This window comes from Ditibartonella apihabitans (assembly GCF_002007485.1).
Taxonomy (GTDB): domain Bacteria; phylum Pseudomonadota; class Alphaproteobacteria; order Rhizobiales; family Rhizobiaceae; genus Bartonella; species Bartonella apihabitans.
The window spans coordinates 31,719-53,116 of sequence record NZ_CP015820.1 but is presented as its reverse complement, the minus strand read 5'-3'; the positions used below and the strand labels follow the sequence as shown (position 1 = coordinate 53,116).

Here is a 21,398-nt window from a genome sequence, read left to right as displayed (position 1 = left end):
CAAATGATTAAAAAAATCCTGATTGCCAATCGTGGCGAAATCGCTTGTCGCGTCATTCGTACGGCAAAAAAAATGGGCATCAAAACGGTTGCGGTCTATTCGGATGCCGATGCCAATGCTCTTCATGTACGCCAAGCCGATGAGGCTATCCATATTGGCGCCTCGCCTTCATCCCAATCCTATCTCGACATTGAAAAAATCATTGCTGCGGTCAAACAGAGCAATGCCGATGCAGTTCATCCGGGCTATGGCTTTTTGTCGGAAAATCCTGCTTTTGCCGATCGTCTGGAACAGGAAGGGATTATATTGATCGGGCCACCGGCAAATGCCATGCGCGCTATGGGTGACAAGATTACTTCCAAAAAATTGGCCGCGGGAGCCGGCGTTTCAACTGTTCCCGGACATATGGGGCTGATTGTTGATGCCGATCATGCGGTAAAAATCGCGCGTGAAATCGGCTATCCGGTCATGATCAAAGCCTCTGCCGGTGGCGGTGGCAAAGGTATGCGCATTGCATGGAATGATGAAGAAGCAAGAGAAGGATTTCAGGCGTCGAAAAATGAAGCCAAATCAGCCTTCGGAGATGACCGTATTTTTATCGAAAAATTTGTGAGTGAACCGCGCCATATCGAAATCCAGATCATGGGCGACAAGCATGGTGACATTATCTACCTCAATGAAAGAGAATGTTCTATCCAGCGGCGCAACCAGAAGGTGATTGAGGAAGCTCCCTCACCTTTTCTTGATGAAAAAACCCGCAAAGCCATGGGAGAACAAGCGGTCGCGCTCGCCCGTGCCGTCAATTATCACTCCGCCGGTACGGTGGAATTTATTGTTGATGGCAAACGGAATTTCTATTTTCTGGAAATGAACACCCGCTTGCAGGTTGAACATCCGATCACCGAAATGATTACCGGACTTGATCTTGTCGAACTGATGATCCGTATTGCCGACGGTGAAGCTTTGCCGCTTTCCCAAAATGATGTCAAACGGAATGGCTGGGCTTTGGAATGCCGGCTCTATGCCGAGGATCCCTATCGCAATTTCCTCCCCTCTACCGGAAGACTGACACGTTATAATCCCCCTGTTGCAACCGACGACAACAATGAAGTGAAAATCCGTAACGATGGCGGCGTTTATGAAGGGGGAGAAATCTCGATCTATTATGACCCGATGATTTCGAAACTCGTTACATGGGGGAAAAATCGCCAAATGGCGATTCAAGCCATGCAAGAAGCCCTCGACAGTTTCGAACTTGAAGGCATCGGAAACAATTTGCCATTTCTTTCGGCTGTCATGCGGCAAAAACGCTTTCAGGAAGGCAAATTAACCACCGCCTATATTGCGGAAGAATTTCCGGATGGTTTTCATGGTGTCTCGCCGACGCCGGATGAAGCGCGTTCCTTTGCAGCTATTGCCGCGTTTATCAATTTTAAATTGCAAGAACGGGCGGCGATGATTTCCGGTACACTCGACAACCACCGGCGTATTGTAAAAAATGAATGGGTCGTGTCGATTTTCGACCAGTCTTTTCCTTTGGTTATTGAGGTTGATCACGCCGGCGCTAAATTGGAATTTGCCGATGGAGAACAGATTTCTCTCGAAAGTCATTGGCTACCCGGCATGACTATTTGCCAATTTTCTGTTTCCGACCGGTCGAACATGGTTGTGAAGGTCGATGTCAAAGGAACATCCATAAGGTTGCGCCACGGTGGTATTGACGCAATTGCCCATGTCAGGGAACCCAATATTGCTGCCCTTGCAGCACTTATGCCGAAAAAATTGCCGCCTGATACATCCAAAATGTTGTTATGCCCGATGCCCGGCGTCATTACCGCGATTTTTGTCAAAAAAGGCGATGAAGTCGAAGTCGGCCAACCTCTTGCGATCGTTGAAGCGATGAAAATGGAAAATATGCTGAGGTCGGAAAAGAAAAGCAAAATCGGCGAGATTTCGGTGAAAGTCGGACAAAGTCTCGGTGTTGACGAAACCATTATGGAGTTCGAATAGACATGACCGGAAAAGGAGATATGAGCGAGTGGAAAAAACTTGCTGAAAAGGAGCTTAAAGCTTCTCCCGACACACTTGTCTGGCACACCGCCGAGGGTATTGATGTCAAACCGCTTTATACAAAAGACGATCTCGCTCACGACGATCTTTTGGACACATTACCGGGACTGGACCCGTTTTTGCGTGGCCCCAGAGCGACAATGTATACCGGAAGGCCGTGGACAATCCGCCAATATGCCGGTTTCTCTACCGCCGAAGAATCGAATATCTTTTATAAAAAAGCCCTTGCGAGCGGGCAAAAAGGCCTTTCGGTCGCTTTTGATCTTGCCACACATCGCGGATATGACTCCGATCACCCGCGTGTTGTGGGAGACGTAGGAAAAGCCGGTGTTGCGATCGATTCAGTCGAAGATATGAAAATTCTCTTTGACGGTATTCCGCTTGATAAAATGTCTGTCTCGATGACGATGAACGGTGCTGTTATACCCATTCTTGCGAATTTTATTGTTGCGGGTGAAGAACAGGGCGTTGCAAGGCGCGATCTTTCGGGAACAATCCAGAACGATATTCTCAAAGAATTTATGGTACGCAATACCTATATCTATCCGCCCGAAGCATCTATGCGCATCATTGCCGATATTATCGAATATACCGCCAATGAAATGCCGCGCTTCAATTCGATTTCCATTTCCGGTTATCATATGCAGGAAGCGGGAGCCACGCTTGTACAGGAACTGGCCTTCACACTTGCAGACGGGCGAGAATATGTGCGTGCGGCCCTTAAAAAAGGGCTTGATGTTGACCAATTTGCCGGTCGACTTTCATTTTTCTTTGCCATCGGCATGAATTTTTTCATGGAAGCGGCAAAATTACGTGCGGCACGTTTTTTATGGTCGCGCATTATGCACGAATTTTCACCTAAAAAAGCATCTTCCCTGATGCTGCGCACCCATTGTCAGACGTCCGGTGTTTCTCTTCAAGAACAGGACCCGTATAACAATATTGTGCGTACCGCTTATGAAGCATTGGCGGCTGTTTTGGGTGGTACACAATCGCTTCATACCAATTCGTTTGACGAGGCGATTGCGTTACCTACCGAATTTTCGGCGCGCATTGCCCGCAATACGCAATTGATTTTGCAAAATGAAATGGGTCTTACCAAGATCATCGACCCGCTCGCCGGTTCCTATTATGTCGAAACGCTTACCAAAGAACTCGTCGACAAAGCATCGGCTCTCATTGACAAGATAGAAGCCATGGGCGGCATGACCAAAGCGGTGATTGACGGCTTGCCGAAACGCCTCATCGAAGAAGCGGCAACCGCCCGTCAGGCGGCCGTTGACAAGGGAGAAGAGATTATCGTCGGGGTTAATAAATTCCGTTCCGATGAGGAAAAGAAAATCGATATCCTTGAAATTGACAATACAAAAGTCCGAGCCCAACAAATTGCCCGACTGGAAAAGATTAAACAAACCCGCAATAGTCGGAAAGTAGCCGAAACATTGGGGAATTTAGAAAATATTGCCAGAAGCGGAAAGGGTAACCTGCTTGAAGCCGCAGTGGAAGCCGCAAGGGCGCGCGCAACTGTCGGTGAAATATCGGACACAATGCGCAAAGTTTTCGGTGACCATTCGGCAAAACCTGTTGTGGTCAAAAACATCTATGGCAAAGCATTTGCGAGCGAACCCGAATATAAAACATTAAAACAGCGCTTGAGCGATATAATTAATACAACAGACCAACGCCCGCGCATCATGATTGCCAAACTCGGACAGGATGGTCACGATCGCGGAGCAAAAGTCATTGCTTCGGCATTCGGCGATATGGGATTCGAAATCATTGCCGGGCCACTTTTCCAGACACCGGAAGAAGCAGCCGAAATGGCTATTGAAAACAAGGTTCAACTCATCGGTGTTTCTTCGTTGGCAGCCGGCCATAAAACCCTGTTGCCGGAGCTTGTCAAAGCGTTGCAAAATCGCAATTCCAAGATTATCGTGGTCTGTGGCGGCGTTGTGCCCCGGCAGGATTACGAATTTCTGAAAGAAAACGGTGTTGCTGCTGTTTTTGGTCCCGGAACCAATGTGGTCGAAGCAGCCGGCAAAATCCTTGATCTTTTACAAGGGAAATTACGTAATATTTGATGAGACCAATTTATATTGCATGGCTATATAGGGAGTTTTTCCAGTGTACCACTTTGGCCGACTGAACCATGTCGCAATCGCCGTACCGGATATCGAACAGGCTGCCGAACTTTATCGTTCCGTGAACAATGATGTTTCTCCTGTTCAGGACCTGCCTGAACATGGTGTCAGAATTGTTTTCGTCGAACTGCCCAATACAAAACTCGAACTGATGAGCCCATTGGGAGATAATTCACCAATCGCAAAATTTCTTGAAAAAAATCCGAATGGTGGCCTCCATCACATCTGTTTTGAAGTTGATGATATTCTAAAAATGCGCGACCAACTTGTTGCCGAAGGCATTCGAATTCTTGGCGACGGGAATCCTAAAACCGGCGCACATGGGAAACCCGTTCTATTCATCCATCCGAAAGACTTTGATGGAACATTGGTAGAGCTTGAAGAGGTTTAAGGCCAAGGACGCTTCCAAATCCATCGCTTTAGATTTTCTGCCACAAAAATCCTTTTGCATTGTCTGAAAGAAATTCAAAAGCTTGCTCTATAGCTCTATGTTTTTTCACATGCCCCCTTCATGAAAAAGGGTGAGTGTGAAAAAGGGAAGCGTGCTTTTCAAAAATTATAACTGTGACGCCAGCCGGAGCCGGTTTTGCATAAAAATCCTTAAAAAGTGAAAAAAGCAGCCACGTCCTGTTCATCGTTTTCATTTCTCAAGAGAAGAGAGCAGCACACATGAAGTCTTGAAACTTTCTAACACATGAAAGATGCTGACTATCGAAAAGGCGAGATAGCTAAACCTTCGGAGAAAACGACTTGAACGGAGAGATCAAGCATTCCCTCACTTTATCTCATTCAATTCCATAAACTGGCAACTCAATAAAGCGGATATTTGACTAATAATATAAAGGCAAACTTGGCGCGGTTACGTCTTTCTCAGATTGTTTTTGAATATAAAAATTGTTCTCTATGAATTCAAAAGCAATTTTTATAGAAGTGATATTTTCTATTTTCTTTGAATAGAAACCGATCGAATCCGGAAAACCGGATAGAATTTCTCACGCGAGTTCGCTGATAATATAATTCAGCACCACGCGGCCTTTTTTGGTCGCACGGATGCGGCTATTGCCCACCATTTCTACAAGACCTTGTTGTTGAAGATCGGCAACTTTACTCTGGTTCAATCCTTGAATCGCCAGTTTTTCATAACGGGCAAGATCAAGCCCCTCGGCAAGCCGCAGGCCCATCAAGACCATTTCTTCCGCCTGTTCACTTTTTGTCAAATGTTCTTCTTCAACAATACCGTGGCCTTGTTTTTCAACGAGTTCCAACCAGCGCTCGGGAATTTTTTCGGTTATCGTTACCAATCGCCTATCCGGAAAATCGCCATTTGAAGAGGGGAGAAACCTGCCATGCGCCCCCGGTCCAATACCGACATATTGCTGGTAGCGCCAGTAAATGAGATTATGTTGCGACTGCGCATTGGCGGCTGCATGATTGGATATTTCATAAGCCGGAAGCCCGTGACTTTCGGTTATCTCCTGTGTGAGATCATAAAGATCGGCACTCAAATCCGCCTCCGGCAATTTGAGTTTTCCGGCTTTATAGAGCCTGTCAAACCCCGTGCCCTCTTCAATGGTCAATTGATAAAGCGAAAGATGATCGGCTGCGAGATCAATTGCTTCTTCCAGCTCATGTTTCCATGATTGCAATGTCTGGTGGGGCCGCGCATAAATAAGGTCAAAGGAAAGCCGCGGAAAAATCTCGCGTGCAAGACCAATGGCAAAACGTGCCTGTTCGACATTATGAATGCGCCCCAGGCGTTTCAATTCTTCATCATTTAAAGATTGAACGCCCAAAGAAAGCCGGTTGACACCGGCTGAACGATAGCCATGAAAACGCCCGGCCTCGACGCTTGAAGGATTGGCTTCCATTGTAATTTCGGCATTGTCCACAATCGGCCAATAGCGATCAATACTTTTCAACAGTGATTCGACTGTTTTCGGTGACATCAGCGATGGCGTACCACCGCCGATAAAAACAGTTGTCGCCTTATGGGCTCCTGTCCATTCACGCACTGTTGCCATCTCTCTTGCAAAAGCTTTGGCAAAACGGTCTTCATCCACACCTTTTAACCGGACATAGGAATTGAAGTCGCAATAAGGACATTTGGCGGCACAAAATGGCCAATGGACGTAAATACCGAAAGGCTCGTCCATCAGTTTTCCAGTAACGCTTCGGCAAATTGTTTGAAAGCCCGTGCGCGGTGGGACAAAGCATGTTTGTCGCCCGGCTTCCAACCATGTTTTTCCTCTGCCGTCATTTCGCCGAATGTTTTGTCATAGCCTTCCGGCTGGAAGATAGGATCAAAACCGAAACCCTTTTTGCCGCGCGGCGGCCAAACCAAAGTGCCTTCGATTTCGCCACGGAAATATTCCGCATGACCATCCGGCCAGGCAAGGCAAAGTACCGAGACAAAACGGCCATGCCGTTTATCAGGCGTTGTTGCACCCTTCTTTTCCAATGCATCTTCAACTTTTTTCATTGCTTTGTCGAAATCGCGGTGCCCATCAGGTTGAATAGCCCAATCGGCAGTATAAACGCCGGGTGCCTTGTCGAGAGCGTCTGCCTCCAGTCCTGAATCGTCCGACAATGCCGGCAGCCCTGTCGATTTGGCAGCAAAAAAAGCTTTGATATAGGCGTTTTCTTCAAATTTCGTGCCGGTTTCTTCCGGTTCTTCCAGCCCCAATTCGCCCGCCGATGTGGTTTCAAAACCGAACGGGCCAATAAGATCGGCTATTTCCCTGAGTTTGCCGGAATTATGGGTTGCAACAACCAGTTTTTTCCCGTCAAGCTTTCTCATCGATAATCCACCTTTCAGGCTGCAATAACTTTCTTCTGCAATTCAATCAAATCGTGAATGCCGCCTTTAGCCAAAGACATCAAAGTTGAAAACTGCTCCTCACTGAACGGGTCACCTTCTGCGGTTCCCTGTATTTCAACAATTCCACCTTTACCGGTCATCACGAAATTGGCATCGGTTTCGGCATTGGAATCTTCTGCATAATCAAGATCAAGCACCGGTGTTCCCTGATAAATGCCGCAAGAAATTGCCGCAACATGGTCTTTCAGCACTTTATTGCGCAAGACCATCTGGCGCGTTTCCATAAAGCCCAGACAATCATAAAGGGCAACCCATGCTCCGGTAATCGATGCCGTGCGGGTTCCGCCATCGGCCTGAATAACATCACAATCAATCGTAATCTGCATTTCGCCCAAGGCTTTCAAATCAACAACCGCGCGCAGTGAACGGCCGATCAAACGCTGGATTTCCATGGTGCGCCCACCCTGTTTGCCGGAAGCGGCTTCGCGGCGCATTCTTTCACCGGTTGAACGGGGCAACATACCATATTCGGCTGTAACCCAACCTTTACCGGAATTGCGCATCCAGTTGGGGACACGTTCTTCAAGGCTTGCGGTACATAAAACATGGGTATCACCGAACTTGACCAGACATGACCCTTCGGCATGCTTGTTCACATGACGTTCAAATGAAACGGCGCGCATCTCGTTGCTGGCACGATTGGACGGACGCATAAATTTTCCTTTCCGTGAAGTATTGTTTCAAGCATCTTTAGACCATTTGACCCGTCTTTGGCAAAACTTATATAGAAGGAAAGAAATGCGATCATTGAAGGAATATGATGAAACACGCCGCCATTCCGGATGAATTGAAAAGTCTCGACGAAAGATCCCGCGATATATTCAGGCGTATTGTCGAAACCTATCTGAACGAAGGGGACCCTGTCGGGTCGGCCAATCTGTCCCGACAATTGCCACAAAGCCTCTCGCCGGCAACCATCCGCACAATTATGAGCGATCTCGAGCATTTAGGGCTTATCTACTCGCCCCATATTTCTGCCGGTCGTATGCCGACGCAATCTGGTTTGAGGTTTTTTGTAGATGCTTTTATCGAAGTGGGAGACCTTCCGGAAGATGAACGCAAAGCTATAGAAACACAGGTTGAAGAAGCAGGCCATAGCCAATCGGTTGAACAATTCTTGACCGGTGCAAGCCAAATTCTATCCGGTTTGTCACGCGGTGCCGGACTGGTTTTGTCGACAAAAAACGAAGGAACACTCAAACATATCGAATTTGTGCGCCTCGATTCGTCGCGTGCCATGGCAGTTCTGGTAACCCAAAACGGTGATGTGGAAAATCGTATCGTCAATTTACCCGAAGGGGTAACATTGTCACAATTGAGCGAAGCCACCAATTTTCTGAACGCCCATATTCAGGGACGTACTTTAAGTGAAGCCAAAGCCGAAATCTCAAGACAGAGAGAAGAGACCAAGGCCGCTCTTGATGAATTGTCGCAACATCTCGTCGATCAAGGGCTTGCCGTTTGGGGCGGCGAAGATCAGGGGCGTAAAACCCAGCTTATTGTGCGCGGGCGCGGCAACCTTCTGGAAGATGTCAAAGCTGCAGAAGATATTGAACGTTTGCGCCATCTTTTCGACGATCTTGAAACACGTGAAAGCATGATGCAGCTTCTTGACCTTGCCGAGGAAGGTTCGGGTGTGCGTATTTTTATCGGGTCTGAAAACAAACTGTTTTCGTTATCCGGCTCGTCTCTTATCGTTGCTCCTTATTGCGATTCAAACCAGCATGTTCTTGGTGCTCTCGGCGTTATTGGACCGACCCGCTTGAACTATGCCCGCATTGTTCCGATGGTCGACTATACTGCCCAACTGGTCTCGCGACTTCTCAAATAGACGTAAATAAACGCCGTTAAATGTCGTAAAACCTTACCCTCTATTGCACTTATCGGCTGGTGATGGGATACTTTCCGGATAGGCCCTGTCATCGTCCGCCCCTTTCCGCAAGTCACATCTGTTTTATGGGCTGCATTTGTGTTTTACGGAAAGTACAAAGGAGAGCATCCCATGAAAGCCGCTTTCATCCATGCCGTTGTACTACTCAATGCGTTTTTATTTTTCGCTATATCCGGATTTGCCGAACCTGTGCATTTTGTTCTGGCGCTCGCCCGCAGCACAACAACGCCGGCGGAAGAAACATTTACTTATGCCATACCCAAACAACTCGGCTATTTTGAGGAAGAAAATATCAATCCGACATTGCTCTTTACCGATGGCTCCACAGCAGCTCTTCAGGCAGTTGCATCCGGTTCGGCCGATATTGCCTATGCATCGTCTGCCAATATTGCAGCCGCTGTCGACAAAGGCGTGCCACTCAAAGCATTTGCCGGAATAACGGTCAGATGGCCTTATTTTATCGGTGTCCCGAAAGGCTCCACTATCAAATCCATTGCCGATCTTAAAGGAAAACGGGTGGGCGTAATTAGCCTCGCTTCGGCTTCTTATGCAGATTTACGGGCGAATTTGAAAATTGCCGGCTTGAAAGAAAGTGACGTTACAATTGTCCCTGTTGGTGCAGGTGCGCGCGCGGCAGCCGCGCTCAATGCGAAGGATATCGACGCAGTCGACAGCTATTCGGATAGTTTTACCGTCATGCGTCAAAACGGCGTTGAATTCGATCTTCTGCAACGACCGGAAGAAATGAACCGCCTTTTCAGCGTTACTATGGTCACAAGCCAGAAAATATTCGATGACAAGCCGCATGAACTTTCGGCTTTTGCACGCGCTGCCTATAAAGGCATGATCTACACCAAACTTTATCCCGATAGTGCCTTGAAACTTGCTTTTAAGGAATTCCCCGAACTGGGCGGCTCTGATAATCCGACGGGACAAGATGCCAAAAATACGGCCGAAGCTATGGCCATAGCACTTGCCGATTCGACACCGGCTGACAAACCGGATCCGGCAAGTTGGGGAAAATGGCTTGATATTCCTGATGAACGCTGGCAAGCAGTTTTATCTTTTGCTCATCAAACAGGTTCAACTGAACGCCTGCTTCATGTAAAAGACGTCTGGAACAATTCCTTGATGCAGGAAATTTATAATTTCGATATCAAGACAATTGTTAAAAAGGACTAACCCGTTTAAAGCGAAGGCTGTCATTCTGAAGGATTGAGAAAACGTCTATGCCGTCTATCAAAAAGCCCCTTATCACCATCAAGGGATTGCATAAAAGCTATATAAGCAAAAAAGACGGCACGATTGACGCGTTGAAGAATGTCAATCTGGAAATTGCCGAAGGCGCTTTTGTTGCACTTGTGGGGCCATCCGGCTGCGGCAAAACAACGTTACTTAAAATCCTTGCCGGTCTTGTGGACAATTTTGTCGGTGATGTGATGCTTAACGGCGTTGCCGTTACCCGTCCTTCGCCGGAAGTGGGATTTGTTTTTCAGGACCCTACACTGCTTCCGTGGCGTACAATCCTGCAAAACATCCTCTTGCCGGTCGAATTGATGCATCTTGACAAAAGAGAGTACCATGACCGCGCTTTGATGCTCATGGAAACGGTGGGACTTAAAGGATTTGAAAACAAATTGCCGACCGAGCTTTCAGGCGGAATGCGACAACGTGCGGGAATTTGCCGTGCGCTTATTCGTGACCCGAAAGTTCTGCTTATGGATGAGCCATTCGGGGCGCTTGATGCAATGACCCGCGAAGTTTTAAATGGCGAATTGCAAAATATCTGGCTTGAAAGCAAAAAAACTGTCCTTTTTGTTACCCATTCCATTCCCGAAGCGGTATTTCTTGCCGACAAAGTGGTGGTGATGAGCCCGCGCCCCGGCCATATTGAAGAAATTGTCGATGTCAAATTGCCCCGTCCACGCGAGCTTCAGGAATTAACCGATAAAAAGGTCGGAAAAATTTTAGGTCAAATAAGACAGCATTTTGAAAATTTTAGTATGAATTGTTGAACTGCTGTTGCATATCCATCAAATCCTGTGATTGAGAAATCGGCAAAACCGCAGAAAGGCTGGCAATGTTTAAAAATGAAAAAACACTTCAAGCATTGCTTGTTGTTGTTGTTTTTATTCTGGTTGTCGGCTTCTGGGAAACATCGGTCCGGCTATGGCAGGTTCCTACCTATCTTTTGCCACCGCCCAGTCTCATCTTCTACCAGCTTGTCCGGCTGATAAGGTCGACTCTTTTCTGGGATAATCTCGGTGTTACCATGGCTGAAGTTTTGCTCGGCTATATTTGCGGCATAGTGCTTGCGGCAATTCTTGGCGTTGCTATTTCTCAAGTTCGCGTTTTCCAGCTTGCGTTTTTGCCCTATATTATCGCTTTCCAGACGATACCGACAGTTGCCCTTGCACCGATTTTTCTGCAATGGTTCGGCTACGGCATTACATCAAAAATTGTTATGGCCGCACTTATTTCGTTTTTCCCGATGCTTATCAACGTGATTGCCGGTTTACAATCGGCAGGACGGGAAGAAATCCAGATGCTCAAGGCATTCGGTGCCAACGAAATACAGATTTTGCTGAAAGTAAAATTGCCGGCTTCCCTGCCATTTGTTTTTGCAGGTCTCGGCCTTGGCATTATCTTTGCCCTGATTGGCGCAATTGTTGCCGAATTTGTCGGTGCCCAAAAGGGCTTGGGCAAAATGCTTATGCAATTCAACGAGCAGTTCAACATTGCCGGTCAATTTGCCATTCTTGTCATTCTGGCACTTATTGGCGTTATTATGCATTTGATGGTCGGTTTTGCAAAACACAGAATCATTTTCTGGGGTGGACAAAGATAATCCGGAATTTTCCGCATTTGCCCTGCAACATATCGCTTCAAAAAACGTTATAATCAACACGAAAAGTGGGGAATCATTTGTTTCTTTTCCTGACATTTTAAGGAAAAACTGCCTTAAAATTTGAAAATGGCACTCCGAAACACAATTTAAGCGAAGAGAACTTTCTTTTATGCGCAAGTTGAGTTAGATACTCTTAGAAACGCTCTAAAGAGTGTCGGTTTGATTATTGGAATTTATGGAATAGGCTTAGAGTTATGCGGATAAGGCTTGGAACACGGAAAAGTGCGTTAGCGCGCGTGCAAGCGGAAAGTGTGGCTAAGCTTTTGCGGGAGCTTGATCCTACATTAACAGTCGAAACTGTTTTGCTTGGCTGTGTAGGTGACAAAGATAAGCACACAAGTTTTCAGGATATTGGCAATGTCGGGGTTTTCACCAAAAGTGGTGAAGAAGCTCTGTTGAACCGTGAAGTCGATGTTGTTGTCCATTCTTTGAAAGACCTACCGACTGTTCAGCCGGAGGGACTTGTTCTTGCCTCTGTGCCAAAGCGCGAAGACCCGCGTGATGTTCTATGCGGCTTGAAATTTGACGATATTCGCGGCAATCATCACAAAATCGGCACCGGTTCCATTCGTCGCGCCGCCCAGCTCAGGTCGTTTTTCCCGGATATCGAAATTGTGCCGGTTCGTGGCAATGTACCGCCGAGATTACGCCGCGCTGTCGATAAAAACGGTATTGATGCAACAATTCTTGCGGCTGCGGGATTGAAACGGCTTGGCCTTTTTGAAGACAGCATGGAATGTCTCAACCCGCAAATATTCCCTTATGCCGTTGCCCAAGGGGCGCTCGGCATAGAATGCCGCCAAGGTGACAGAGATATTTTGCGGCTTCTCAAAGCGATTGAATGCAAAAAATCACGTGCGGAGACCGATGCAGAACGCTCATTGATGAAATATCTCAATGCCGGATGCAATTTGCCTGTGGGTGTTTGCTCTACATGGAAGAACACAATGCTTTACATGAAAGCCACTGTAACGGGCGTTGACGGTTTGAAGCAGATTGTCGATTACGCGACAACTTGTACTTATGGTGTGGAAGAAATGGGCAAGGTCTTGGCTGAACGGTTGCTTGATAAGGGAGCCGGCGAACTACTTCGGGCCTGTACAGTCAATGGTAATAAAAAAATGGTTGAAAGCCTGCTAAAAGCCTGAATTGCGTGAAATTTCCATCCGGTTATCATTTATCGGTTAAAAGCAGGGAGGCGAACCTATTTAAGCGTTCCTTTTGCGGTTTGCCTCTTGATTTTTCTCGCTAAAATTTCGATATCGAATTTAACAACTATTATCGAAAAGTAGGAATCCTATGTCTGAGGAAAAAAAGAAATCTGCTGAAAGTGATATCAATAACCGCGACATTAAGAATCCGGCTGACAGAGATGCGTTGAAACGCGCAGCCGATGATTTTTTGAAACAGCGCAAGGAAGAAGCGAAAGCCGAAGTCGAAGATGATCAGGTTGCCGATGAAGGTGCCGATCCGGTTGCAGCCATGCAAGCTGAAAATGACGAGCTGAAAGATCAGGTTTTGCGCCTTGCTGCCGAAATGGAAAATTTACGCCGCCGTACGGCTCGTGATGTTGCCGATGCGAGAGCTTATTCCGTTGCCAATTTTGCACGTGATATGCTTCAGGTTTCGGACAATCTCAACCGCGCTTTGCAGGCGATCCCCGACGGCGCACGCGAGAAGGATACAGGGCTCAATGCTTTGGCAGAAGGCGTGGAAATGACAGAACGCGCCATGATGGCTGCTCTGGAGCGCAATGGCGTTAAAAAATTAGAGCCGGAAGGGCAGAAATTCGACCCGAATTTTCATCAGGCAATGTTTGAAATTCCAAATACTGATGTTCCGAACAACACAGTTCAACAGGTTGTTCAGGCCGGTTATGTTATCGGAGACCGTGTATTACGTCCCGCAATGGTTGGTGTTTCCAAGGGCGGTCCAAAAGAAACGGCGGCAAAAACCGAACCGCAGAACGAGAAAAAGCCGGAATGAACCGGTTTTTGTTCAATCAAAATCGATAATAGAAGTCAAGAATTTCTCCTAATTCACATTTTACTTCTAAAAAGGCGGGCTTTCCCCGCCTTTTTTATAGGTCATTCCGGCTAATCCTTCCGCTTAAAAATCCGGCGACGATTTCACACGTCGGGGGAAGTCGCAATATTTAACCCGATAAAATATTGATGTGAAAGTCCGCTTTCCTCTCACCACATCAATTGGTTCGAATCTTCGCGAATTTTGATTGACGACAGAAAAGCCCGAAGTCTTGACGGTTTCAAGGCACATGTGTTCATAGTAGCGCAGTCGCAACCCGTTTTACACGTGAGAAAAACTGCTACAACAATGACAAATGTCATAATAACCGGTGTCATAATCGCCGGTTAGAAGCAGGACACACGCGAACTACAATGCGATTTTGTTTTCTACCCAGCAGGACGGAAGCTGTGTTCAGTTTGCGACAACAAAACAGGAATATGCTTGCGCTGTTATCTTGCCACATGCAGCATTTGCTTCACTTTCGCTACCGAATGAACCAAAGCGCACCCGATAGACTTGTTTGCCATCAATTTTGGCTGGTTCGACATGTCCGAGCGAAGCGACTTTCGAATCTTTCAAAGACTTTTGTATCGTTTTCAAAAATCCGTCGGCAGAAGCTTTATCCGGTAGTGCTGCTACCTGTACAATGTAGCTTAGCTGAATTTCATTTTTCAAAATATCGGTAACAGTCTTTTTGCCTTCATCGGCATAAGCCATGGTTGTCGGAGCGGTTTCCATTTTAACTGTTTTTTTGACCGGAATGGATATAGTAGACCGTGTTTCAGTAACTGTTTTTGCAGGTTCGACCGCCCGATTACCACGTGAATTAACAGAAGCAGTTACGACTTCCGCGTTTCTTTTACCCGATTGCGCAATTGCCGGTTGGGGCTGACCACGCCAGGCTGATTGCGCCACACTCCATTGGGCAAAAATACGTTTTTTGGTCGAGCGGCTTGCACTATCCATATAAGCATTGGCTAACAAGACAACGACATCGTCACGCTGGCGCCCCGACGTTCCACCAAGAACAACAATAACCAGTTTTTTGCCGTCCTTGGCAATTGTGGTGGTGATGGTAAAACCGGCAAGACCGGTAAAGCCGGTTTTTAACCCGTCTGCTCCGTCAATCCTGTCGAGAACACGATTGTGGCCTTTATAGACCTGACCGCGGTAAACAAATTCACGTTGGCTGAAGAGATGATAATATTGCGGAAAATGTTCACGCATGGCAATCGACATCAAAGCAATATCACGGGCTGTCGAAACATGCCCCTGTGCAGGGAGCCCGTTCGGATTTTTGAAAGTGGTATTGCGCATACCGAGGCTTCTTGCCTTCAAGGTCATAACACGGGCGAAATTCTCTTCGCTCCCGCCGAGATATTCAGCCACGACAACAGCCGCATCATTGGCTGAAAGAACAATCATGGAATTGACTGCATCACGGACCGAAAGCTTTGAACCGGCAGGCATACCGAGCTTCATCCTCGGTTTGCTGGCTGCATGTCGGGAGACGGGCATTTCGGTATTCCAATTCAGACGGCCGCTTTGTATTGCATCAAAAACGAGATAAAGCGTCATTACTTTGGTGATTGATGCAGGCGGGCGTATTTCATCAGCACGGTTTGCAAACAAGACATTGCCGGTATTCGCATCGACAACAATTGCCGGAAGTTCAACCGCATTGGACTTGGCCTGCACCGGCGCCAGCGCAAAAAATAGAACACTCGCAACTGCAATAAGTACCGCGACCGAAAACCGTAAAACCTTAAAAAAACGCATCAGTCTTCCCTGCCTGAAATGAAGCAATACAAAAATATACGCAAACAACAAAACCGGTTACATCATGCGGCATATGAATGACAACGTTAATAGCTTGCCATGTAACAACGTTAATTTTCAGTAAATAACGTTGAAACGTTCATAACCCCTAAAACCAGTTATACAGGATTCAAGATGATAATCAACCTGAGCGTTCTGTCATTGCGTTACGCGCGTATAACGCAATAACCCTCAAAAATTTATTTTTTATTATTTTAAGAGAATTATACTTATTTATTATTTATTAATATTCTATTTTTTATGACTATTATCTAAAAATAGTTTTTTTCGAATAGGAAATTATTAAAATTTCACCTTTCCGATCTATGTCATAGTTTCAATTTGATAAAAATTTCCAAAAATAGAGCCTATAAACCTTATTATATGCTTTCAAACCATGATTTCGGAAAACGAACGCCTATAAAAGATATTGAAATTCGATATTGAAACTTCCTATAGCTCACAAAAAATAGACAATTTGTTTTATGTACATAATGGCAATTAAGGTTTTTGTTGCAGGTGATCAAAAGGAAATATTTTAAAAGATAAAACGAAGAAGCCTTATTTTCATTTATTCTTCATAAAAGGAACGATTTTCTATCAAACGAGATAATCCTCATAATCGGAACAAAATTTTACCTTCTGTGAAGGAAATGGCCTTCAACAATTTATCCTTGAGATAACTGTATCTTAGTCTCTGCAATAAAGGCGATTGCCGCTATGTGTTCCGGATTTCAAGATGGGAAAAAGAAGGGGAGCAATTTCCGGATAATTCGTATAAACAATAATTTTATAATATCATGACGATGGTGTCCGCGGTGGGATTCGAACCCACGACCCCAGGATTCATACCACTTCGACTTTCGCCGCCAGTCAACACGCTATGACCGTTTGTGGTCTGGACTGTCCCTTCACCATCGGCTTAACCCGTAAGGTGCTGCCCGTCCAGTCTCTACACCTTCCCTTTTTGAGGGCTTGGCTCGGGATTGGCAATGACTTTGAAAAGTCATAAGCGTTCCCCGACTTTGAGCAGATCCGCTTCAAAAGTTTCCTTGAGAGGCGCCCAATTTCAATGTTTCAGGAATCCTGTGCTCTATCCTGCTGAGCTACGCAGACTTCATCGCAGTGGAAGCATTAAACAATATAGCGGCTCCGATCAATCATTTTTCGCCAAGTTTCTGTTTAAGAAACGCCAATACTTTTTCCGGCGGCACATTTTTGGCAATGAATGACTGGCCCAACCCGCGTGTTAATATAAAGGTCAGACTGCCATGTTCGACCTTCTTGTCCTGAGCGATAATTTTCATCAATGTTGCAGCATCCGGCACGCCGCCCGGAACATCCTGCAAAGCCACAGGAAGGCCGACAGAACTCAAATGGGTTTCCACCCGCGTTGCAACATCGGCAGGACAAAGTCCCAGATAATTTGAAAACTGGTGTGCGAGAACCATGCCGATAGAGACCCCTTCTCCATGGACAAGGCGATTCGAATCATAATTTGTAACCGTTTCCAAGGCATGACCGAAAGTGTGCCCCAAATTCAATAATGCACGTTCTCCCGCCTCATGTTCATCATGGGCGACCACATCGGCTTTTGAACGACAGGAGCGGGCTATCGCCTCGATCCGTTCGTGCCCCCCGAGAAAAATCTTTTGCCAATTTTTTTCAAGCCACGAAAAAAAGTCCGGTTGATTGATCAATCCGTATTTGGCAACTTCGGCATAACCGGCTCTGAATTCCCGTTCAGGAAGAGTGTCGAGAATCTCGGTATCGGCAATGACAAGTTTCGGCTGATAAAATACACCAATCAGATTTTTTCCCTGACGTGTGTCGATACCGGTTTTGCCCCCGACAGACGAATCAACCTGCGCCAGAAGGGACGTTGGAATCTGGATAAAATTCATTCCACGACGCACTATTCCGGCAGCAAATCCTGCAAGATCACCGACAACACCACCGCCAAATGCAATGACAAAATCGCCACGCTCCAGACGATTATCAAGAATATCATTTGTGACATTTTGCAGTGTTTCGAAACATTTCGATTTTTCACCGGCTTTAACCACTACCGGAACCACATCAATTCCGCCATCACGCAAACTTTGTGTCAACATTCCCAAATGCAGTGCTGCAACATTTTCATCTGTCACAACAACAACACGTTTTCCCGGAAAACGGCGGGCAATCTCGTGACCTGCCGAGACAACCAGACCGGGGCCTATCAGAATATCGTAACTACGTTTCCCCAGTGTTACTTGAACTGTCTGATTTTCCATTTTTAGCTGCCTTTTATTGCGGTTTTTCAGGTTTTGAAAGATAGCTTTCGACAGAGCGTATAACAGAACGGGCAACCACGTCACGACGCGTCTTCCGACTACTTACACGAATGTCTGATAAAGCATAGACGGGATAACGCTCCGCCATCAATTTTTCCATAAAGGCACGCGGATCAGGTCTTTGCAATAAGGGGCGATTTTGACGGTGCGATACCCGCTCCATCAATACGTCAAGCTCGGCGTGAAGCCAGATAGAAATACCCTTCTCGGCAATGGCTTTACGTGTCTCCCCGTTCATATAGGCACCGCCACCGGTAGCCAGCACCATGGGCCCCTCTTTCAGCAAACGGAGAATCACCCGCCGTTCGAGATCCCGAAAAGCAGGCTCGCCATAACTTTCGAACAATTCCGGTATTGTCATACGTGCTGCTTGCTCGATCTCGTAATCCGCATCATGAAAAGGAAGTTCCAACATGGTCGCAACACGTTTGCCAATTGTGGATTTGCCCGCTCCCATGAGCCCGACAAGCACAAGCGAGCGACCATCGAGATGAGACAACAGTCGATGCGCGGTTTTTGCCATTGGACCAGTTTTTGAAAATCTGCTTTTCATAATTTCGTTTCGACATTTATCTCGGAATAAGTCAATCCCTGTTAATCTTTATAAGGCATGATAGTGTTTAAAACTTTTTCAATTTTGGATAATTTTGCGCCGGTATGCCCACTCTTACTCGTTTATTCATCGCTTTTGCCATTCTGGTTGCACTCGTTTATGCTGCAATGGTCGGACTTGTTTATATCGTAAAACCGGTGACCACCGATATAACAATCGAAATTCAACCGGAAAATCTGCATTTGCGTGATCGCTCCGCACTGTCTCAAGTTTCAGGCAGTCAAAATCCCGCAAATGGTGAGGTAAACACAAATGATCAGGAAAACAAAAGGCACTTGTCCAGTGACCAGAATAGCAAAGAGGCTGACACAAAGCCGAATGATGTGACGGACCACGGTTCAAATAATGTTAATCTCCGGAAAGCTCGACAGACTACCGGAAATTTGCCTTCCCGTCCGAAAACTCCTGACATAACCACGCCTTCAAATACCAAGAAGGATAAGAAATGAACCTCTCTGCGACAATCGACAATTTTCTTGAAATGATGAGCGCCGAACGCGGCGCCTCGAAAAATACACTCGAAGCCTATCGACGCGATCTTTTATGGGCAAATGAAGAACTGGCAGGAGCGGGAACATCTCTTATTGATACTGGAAGGGAACAACTTACGAAAATATTGGCATCCATGCAAAAAGACGGTTTTGCTGCTACCTCCCAAGCAAGACGTTTGTCGACATTGCGTCAATTTTTCCAGTTTCTCTACGCAGAAGGTTTACGCAATGACGACCCTTCAGGCGACCTTCTATCCCCGCGCAAACACCCGAATTTGCCGAAGATTATCAGCGAAAAACAGGTGGACAATCTGCGTGATCTTGCTGAAAAAAATGCTCAACGTGCCGATTTCACTGCGGCCGAGCATAAAAAAGCGATGCGGCTTCATACCATTGTCGAACTGCTTTACGCGACAGGTTTACGCATCAGCGAACTTGTCACTATGCCGGTCCGCATTGTTCGCGGTGCGCCGGATTTTCTATTGATCCGCGGTAAAGGGTCAAAAGAACGAATGGTGCCCTTGTCCGGAAAAGCCAAGGAAGCAATCAGGAAATGGCTTGAATTGCGAGATAAAACAACGGATAGTGACAGTTCCTATCTTTTTCCTGCCCATAGCGAACAGGGGTATATTGCGCGACAGGTTGTTGCGCGCGAACTTAAAATTCTTGCAATAGATGCCGGAATCAATGCCCATAACATTTCACCACATGTTATCCGCCATGCTTTTGCCAGCCATTTGTTACAGCATGGTGCCGATTTGCGCGTTGTCCAACAATTGCTGGGACATTCGGATATATCTACGACACAAATCTATACCCACGTTCTTGAAGAAAAGCTGCAAAGTCTTGTAAATGAGCATCACCCGCTTGCCGAGCGCTCTCATGCAGAGTAAAGAAAATGTTATGTTATTTATAAGACACCGTTAAAGCTTAAAACAAACCACAAAAATGGTATCATAAAAAGTTGGAGCCGATGTATAATTATCTTGATTTCGAAAAGCCGGTTGCTGATCTGGAAGGGCAAATCTTCGAACTGAAGAAAATAGCCCAGGAAAAAGGTAGCGTCGATATGGGGGATGAAATATCCCGTCTTGAAGAACGCTCACAAGCGGCCTTGCGTGATCTTTATAAAAAACTTACGCCCTGGCAAAAGGCGCAAGTTGCGCGCCATCCGGATAGACCGCATTTTCTGGATTATTCAAAAGAACTCTTTACCGATGTGACACCTCTGGCCGGTGACCGGAAATATGGCGAAGATGAAGCGATTCAAGCAGGTTTTGCCCGTTTCAACGGTCAGGCAATAGCCTATCTCGGACAAGAAAAAGGTTACGACACCCAATCGAGATTGCGCTACAATTTCGGCTCTGCCCGTCCGGAAGGCTACCGCAAGGCTGTGCGCATCATGGAATTGGCCGATCGTTTTTCGCTTCCTGTTATTACCCTTGTCGATACCGCCGGTGCCTATCCGGGAGTAAGTGCAGAAGAACGCGGACAAGCTGAAGCCATTGCCCAATCAACAGCCGAAACCTTGCGGTTAAAAGTGCCTGTCGTTTCTGTTATTATTGGTGAAGGCGGTTCAGGCGGTGCTATTGCAATTGCGGCTGCCAACAAAGTTTATATGCTTGAACACGCAATCTATTCTGTTATCTCTCCCGAGGGTGCAGCTTCCATTTTATGGCGCGATGCTACACGGGCAAAAGATGCGGCGACATCTATGCACATTACCGCTCAAGATCTCTATAAATTGAAAATTATTGACGGTATTATTCCTGAGCCTCTGGGCGGTGCACACCGCAATAAGAAAGAAGCCATTGACGCAGCCGGTCAGGTAATCGAAGCGGCATTGAAGGGCATGGCCGAAAAAGATGGTGACACTCTGAAAAGAGAACGCTGGGATAAATATCTGGAAATTGGCCGCTCGCTTGCCAAATAATGTTGATTAGCCTGCAATAATCGAAGCGACTATTTCTACGTCGGATAAGCCGACATCTATCCCTTATAATCCCGATTGAGGATTATTGTTCTTGTGTTTCACGTGAAAACATCGGGGTGGGAGCTTCCTGACCAGCACTTTATCCAGAGGGTGATTTGTTTTCAAAGATATCCGATTACCGAACCGGCAGAGTGTGACTCCAGCATTCTGTTCAATCCTGTTTTCCCGATAGAAAAATTGTCATGTAAAATATCAATTTTATTGATGAATTTTATCTATAAAATATCGATA

The 21,398-nt window shown here is 46.4% G+C and carries 18 protein-coding genes; 12 read left to right on the top strand and 6 right to left on the bottom strand.

The window, feature by feature from the left end; translation table 11 throughout:
• The first annotated feature begins 3 nt into the window (after positions 1 to 3).
• The 3 genes from BBC0178_RS00240 to mce are packed head-to-tail and all read left to right on the top strand — an operon-like array spanning position 4 to position 4,602.
• Positions 4 to 2,010 (top strand): acetyl-CoA carboxylase biotin carboxylase subunit, encoded by a 2,007-nt coding sequence (locus BBC0178_RS00240; protein ID WP_078038783.1) that lies wholly within the window; start codon positions 4 to 6, stop codon positions 2,008 to 2,010.
• 2 nt (positions 2,011 to 2,012) lie between these two features.
• Positions 2,013 to 4,151: a methylmalonyl-CoA mutase gene (scpA, locus tag BBC0178_RS00235; protein ID WP_078038782.1), complete on the top strand. Its 2,139-nt coding sequence runs from the start codon at positions 2,013 to 2,015 to the stop codon at positions 4,149 to 4,151.
• 43 nt (positions 4,152 to 4,194) lie between these two features.
• On the top strand, positions 4,195 to 4,602 hold the full coding sequence (gene mce / locus BBC0178_RS00230; protein WP_077969705.1) for a methylmalonyl-CoA epimerase: 408 nt from the start codon (positions 4,195 to 4,197) through the stop codon (positions 4,600 to 4,602).
• 601 nt (positions 4,603 to 5,203) lie between these two features.
• Here mce and hemW read toward each other — a convergent pair.
• From hemW to rph, 3 genes are read right to left on the bottom strand one after another with little or no spacing between them, the layout of a single operon-like run.
• Complete coding sequence (gene hemW, locus BBC0178_RS00225) at positions 5,204 to 6,364, bottom strand: radical SAM family heme chaperone HemW (protein WP_078038781.1); 1,161 nt, start codon at positions 6,362 to 6,364, stop codon at positions 5,204 to 5,206.
• The gene (rdgB, locus tag BBC0178_RS00220) at positions 6,364 to 7,008 is read right to left on the bottom strand and encodes an RdgB/HAM1 family non-canonical purine NTP pyrophosphatase (protein WP_078038780.1); all 645 of its coding nucleotides are present in this window, start codon (positions 7,006 to 7,008) and stop codon (positions 6,364 to 6,366) included. The genes hemW and rdgB overlap by 1 nt, the downstream gene beginning before the upstream one ends.
• A gap of 14 nt (positions 7,009 to 7,022) precedes the next feature.
• Positions 7,023 to 7,742, bottom strand: a complete 720-nt coding sequence (gene rph / locus BBC0178_RS00215) for a ribonuclease PH (RefSeq protein WP_075869534.1) — start codon at positions 7,740 to 7,742, stop codon at positions 7,023 to 7,025.
• Positions 7,743 to 7,849: 107 nt separating this feature from the next.
• On the opposite strand from rph, the gene hrcA reads away from it, so the two are divergent.
• From hrcA to grpE, 6 genes are all read left to right on the top strand, one after another.
• Complete coding sequence (gene hrcA / locus BBC0178_RS00210; protein WP_078040279.1) at positions 7,850 to 8,920, top strand: heat-inducible transcriptional repressor HrcA; 1,071 nt, start codon at positions 7,850 to 7,852, stop codon at positions 8,918 to 8,920.
• 171 nt (positions 8,921 to 9,091) lie between these two features.
• The gene (locus tag BBC0178_RS00205; RefSeq protein WP_078038779.1) at positions 9,092 to 10,162 is read left to right on the top strand and encodes an ABC transporter substrate-binding protein; all 1,071 of its coding nucleotides are present in this window, start codon (positions 9,092 to 9,094) and stop codon (positions 10,160 to 10,162) included.
• Between the two features lie 47 nt (positions 10,163 to 10,209).
• Entirely contained in the window at positions 10,210 to 10,995 is a 786-nt protein-coding gene (locus BBC0178_RS00200) for an ABC transporter ATP-binding protein (protein ID WP_078038778.1), read from the top strand.
• Positions 10,996 to 11,060: 65 nt separating this feature from the next.
• Positions 11,061 to 11,828 carry an ABC transporter permease gene (locus BBC0178_RS00195; protein WP_078038777.1) on the top strand — a complete coding sequence of 256 codons (768 nt, stop codon included), beginning with the start codon at positions 11,061 to 11,063 and terminating at the stop codon, positions 11,826 to 11,828.
• A gap of 254 nt (positions 11,829 to 12,082) precedes the next feature.
• Positions 12,083 to 13,036, top strand: a complete 954-nt coding sequence (hemC, locus tag BBC0178_RS00190; RefSeq protein WP_078038776.1) for a hydroxymethylbilane synthase — start codon at positions 12,083 to 12,085, stop codon at positions 13,034 to 13,036.
• 151 nt (positions 13,037 to 13,187) lie between these two features.
• A complete protein-coding gene (grpE, locus tag BBC0178_RS00185) occupies positions 13,188 to 13,874 on the top strand; it encodes a nucleotide exchange factor GrpE (RefSeq protein WP_078038775.1) in 687 nt (228 codons plus the stop codon).
• Between the two features lie 453 nt (positions 13,875 to 14,327).
• On the opposite strand, the gene BBC0178_RS00180 is transcribed toward grpE, so the two are convergent.
• The 3 genes from BBC0178_RS00180 to BBC0178_RS00170 all read right to left on the bottom strand — a co-directional run bounded on the left by BBC0178_RS00180 (position 14,328) and on the right by BBC0178_RS00170 (position 18,593).
• Positions 14,328 to 15,695, bottom strand: coding sequence for a serine hydrolase (locus tag BBC0178_RS00180; protein ID WP_077969681.1), 1,368 nt, complete (start codon positions 15,693 to 15,695; stop codon positions 14,328 to 14,330).
• Between the two features lie 1,199 nt (positions 15,696 to 16,894).
• Positions 16,895 to 18,010, bottom strand: a complete 1,116-nt coding sequence (aroB, locus tag BBC0178_RS00175) for a 3-dehydroquinate synthase (RefSeq protein WP_078038774.1) — start codon at positions 18,008 to 18,010, stop codon at positions 16,895 to 16,897.
• Between the two features lie 13 nt (positions 18,011 to 18,023).
• Entirely contained in the window at positions 18,024 to 18,593 is a 570-nt protein-coding gene (locus BBC0178_RS00170) for a shikimate kinase (RefSeq protein ID WP_225867935.1), read from the bottom strand.
• A gap of 134 nt (positions 18,594 to 18,727) precedes the next feature.
• Here BBC0178_RS00170 and BBC0178_RS11775 point away from each other — a divergent pair, with 134 nt between their 5' ends.
• The 3 genes from BBC0178_RS11775 to BBC0178_RS00155 all read left to right on the top strand — a co-directional run bounded on the left by BBC0178_RS11775 (position 18,728) and on the right by BBC0178_RS00155 (position 21,107).
• Positions 18,728 to 19,132, top strand: a complete 405-nt coding sequence (locus tag BBC0178_RS11775) for a hypothetical protein (protein ID WP_078038773.1) — start codon at positions 18,728 to 18,730, stop codon at positions 19,130 to 19,132.
• Positions 19,129 to 20,067, top strand: a complete 939-nt coding sequence (locus BBC0178_RS00160) for a site-specific tyrosine recombinase XerD (protein ID WP_078038772.1) — start codon at positions 19,129 to 19,131, stop codon at positions 20,065 to 20,067. Before BBC0178_RS11775 ends, BBC0178_RS00160 begins: the two co-directional genes overlap by 4 nt.
• 80 nt (positions 20,068 to 20,147) lie before the next feature.
• Positions 20,148 to 21,107: an acetyl-CoA carboxylase carboxyltransferase subunit alpha gene (locus tag BBC0178_RS00155; protein WP_078038771.1), complete on the top strand. Its 960-nt coding sequence runs from the start codon at positions 20,148 to 20,150 to the stop codon at positions 21,105 to 21,107.
• The last annotated feature ends 291 nt before the right edge of the window (positions 21,108 to 21,398 follow it).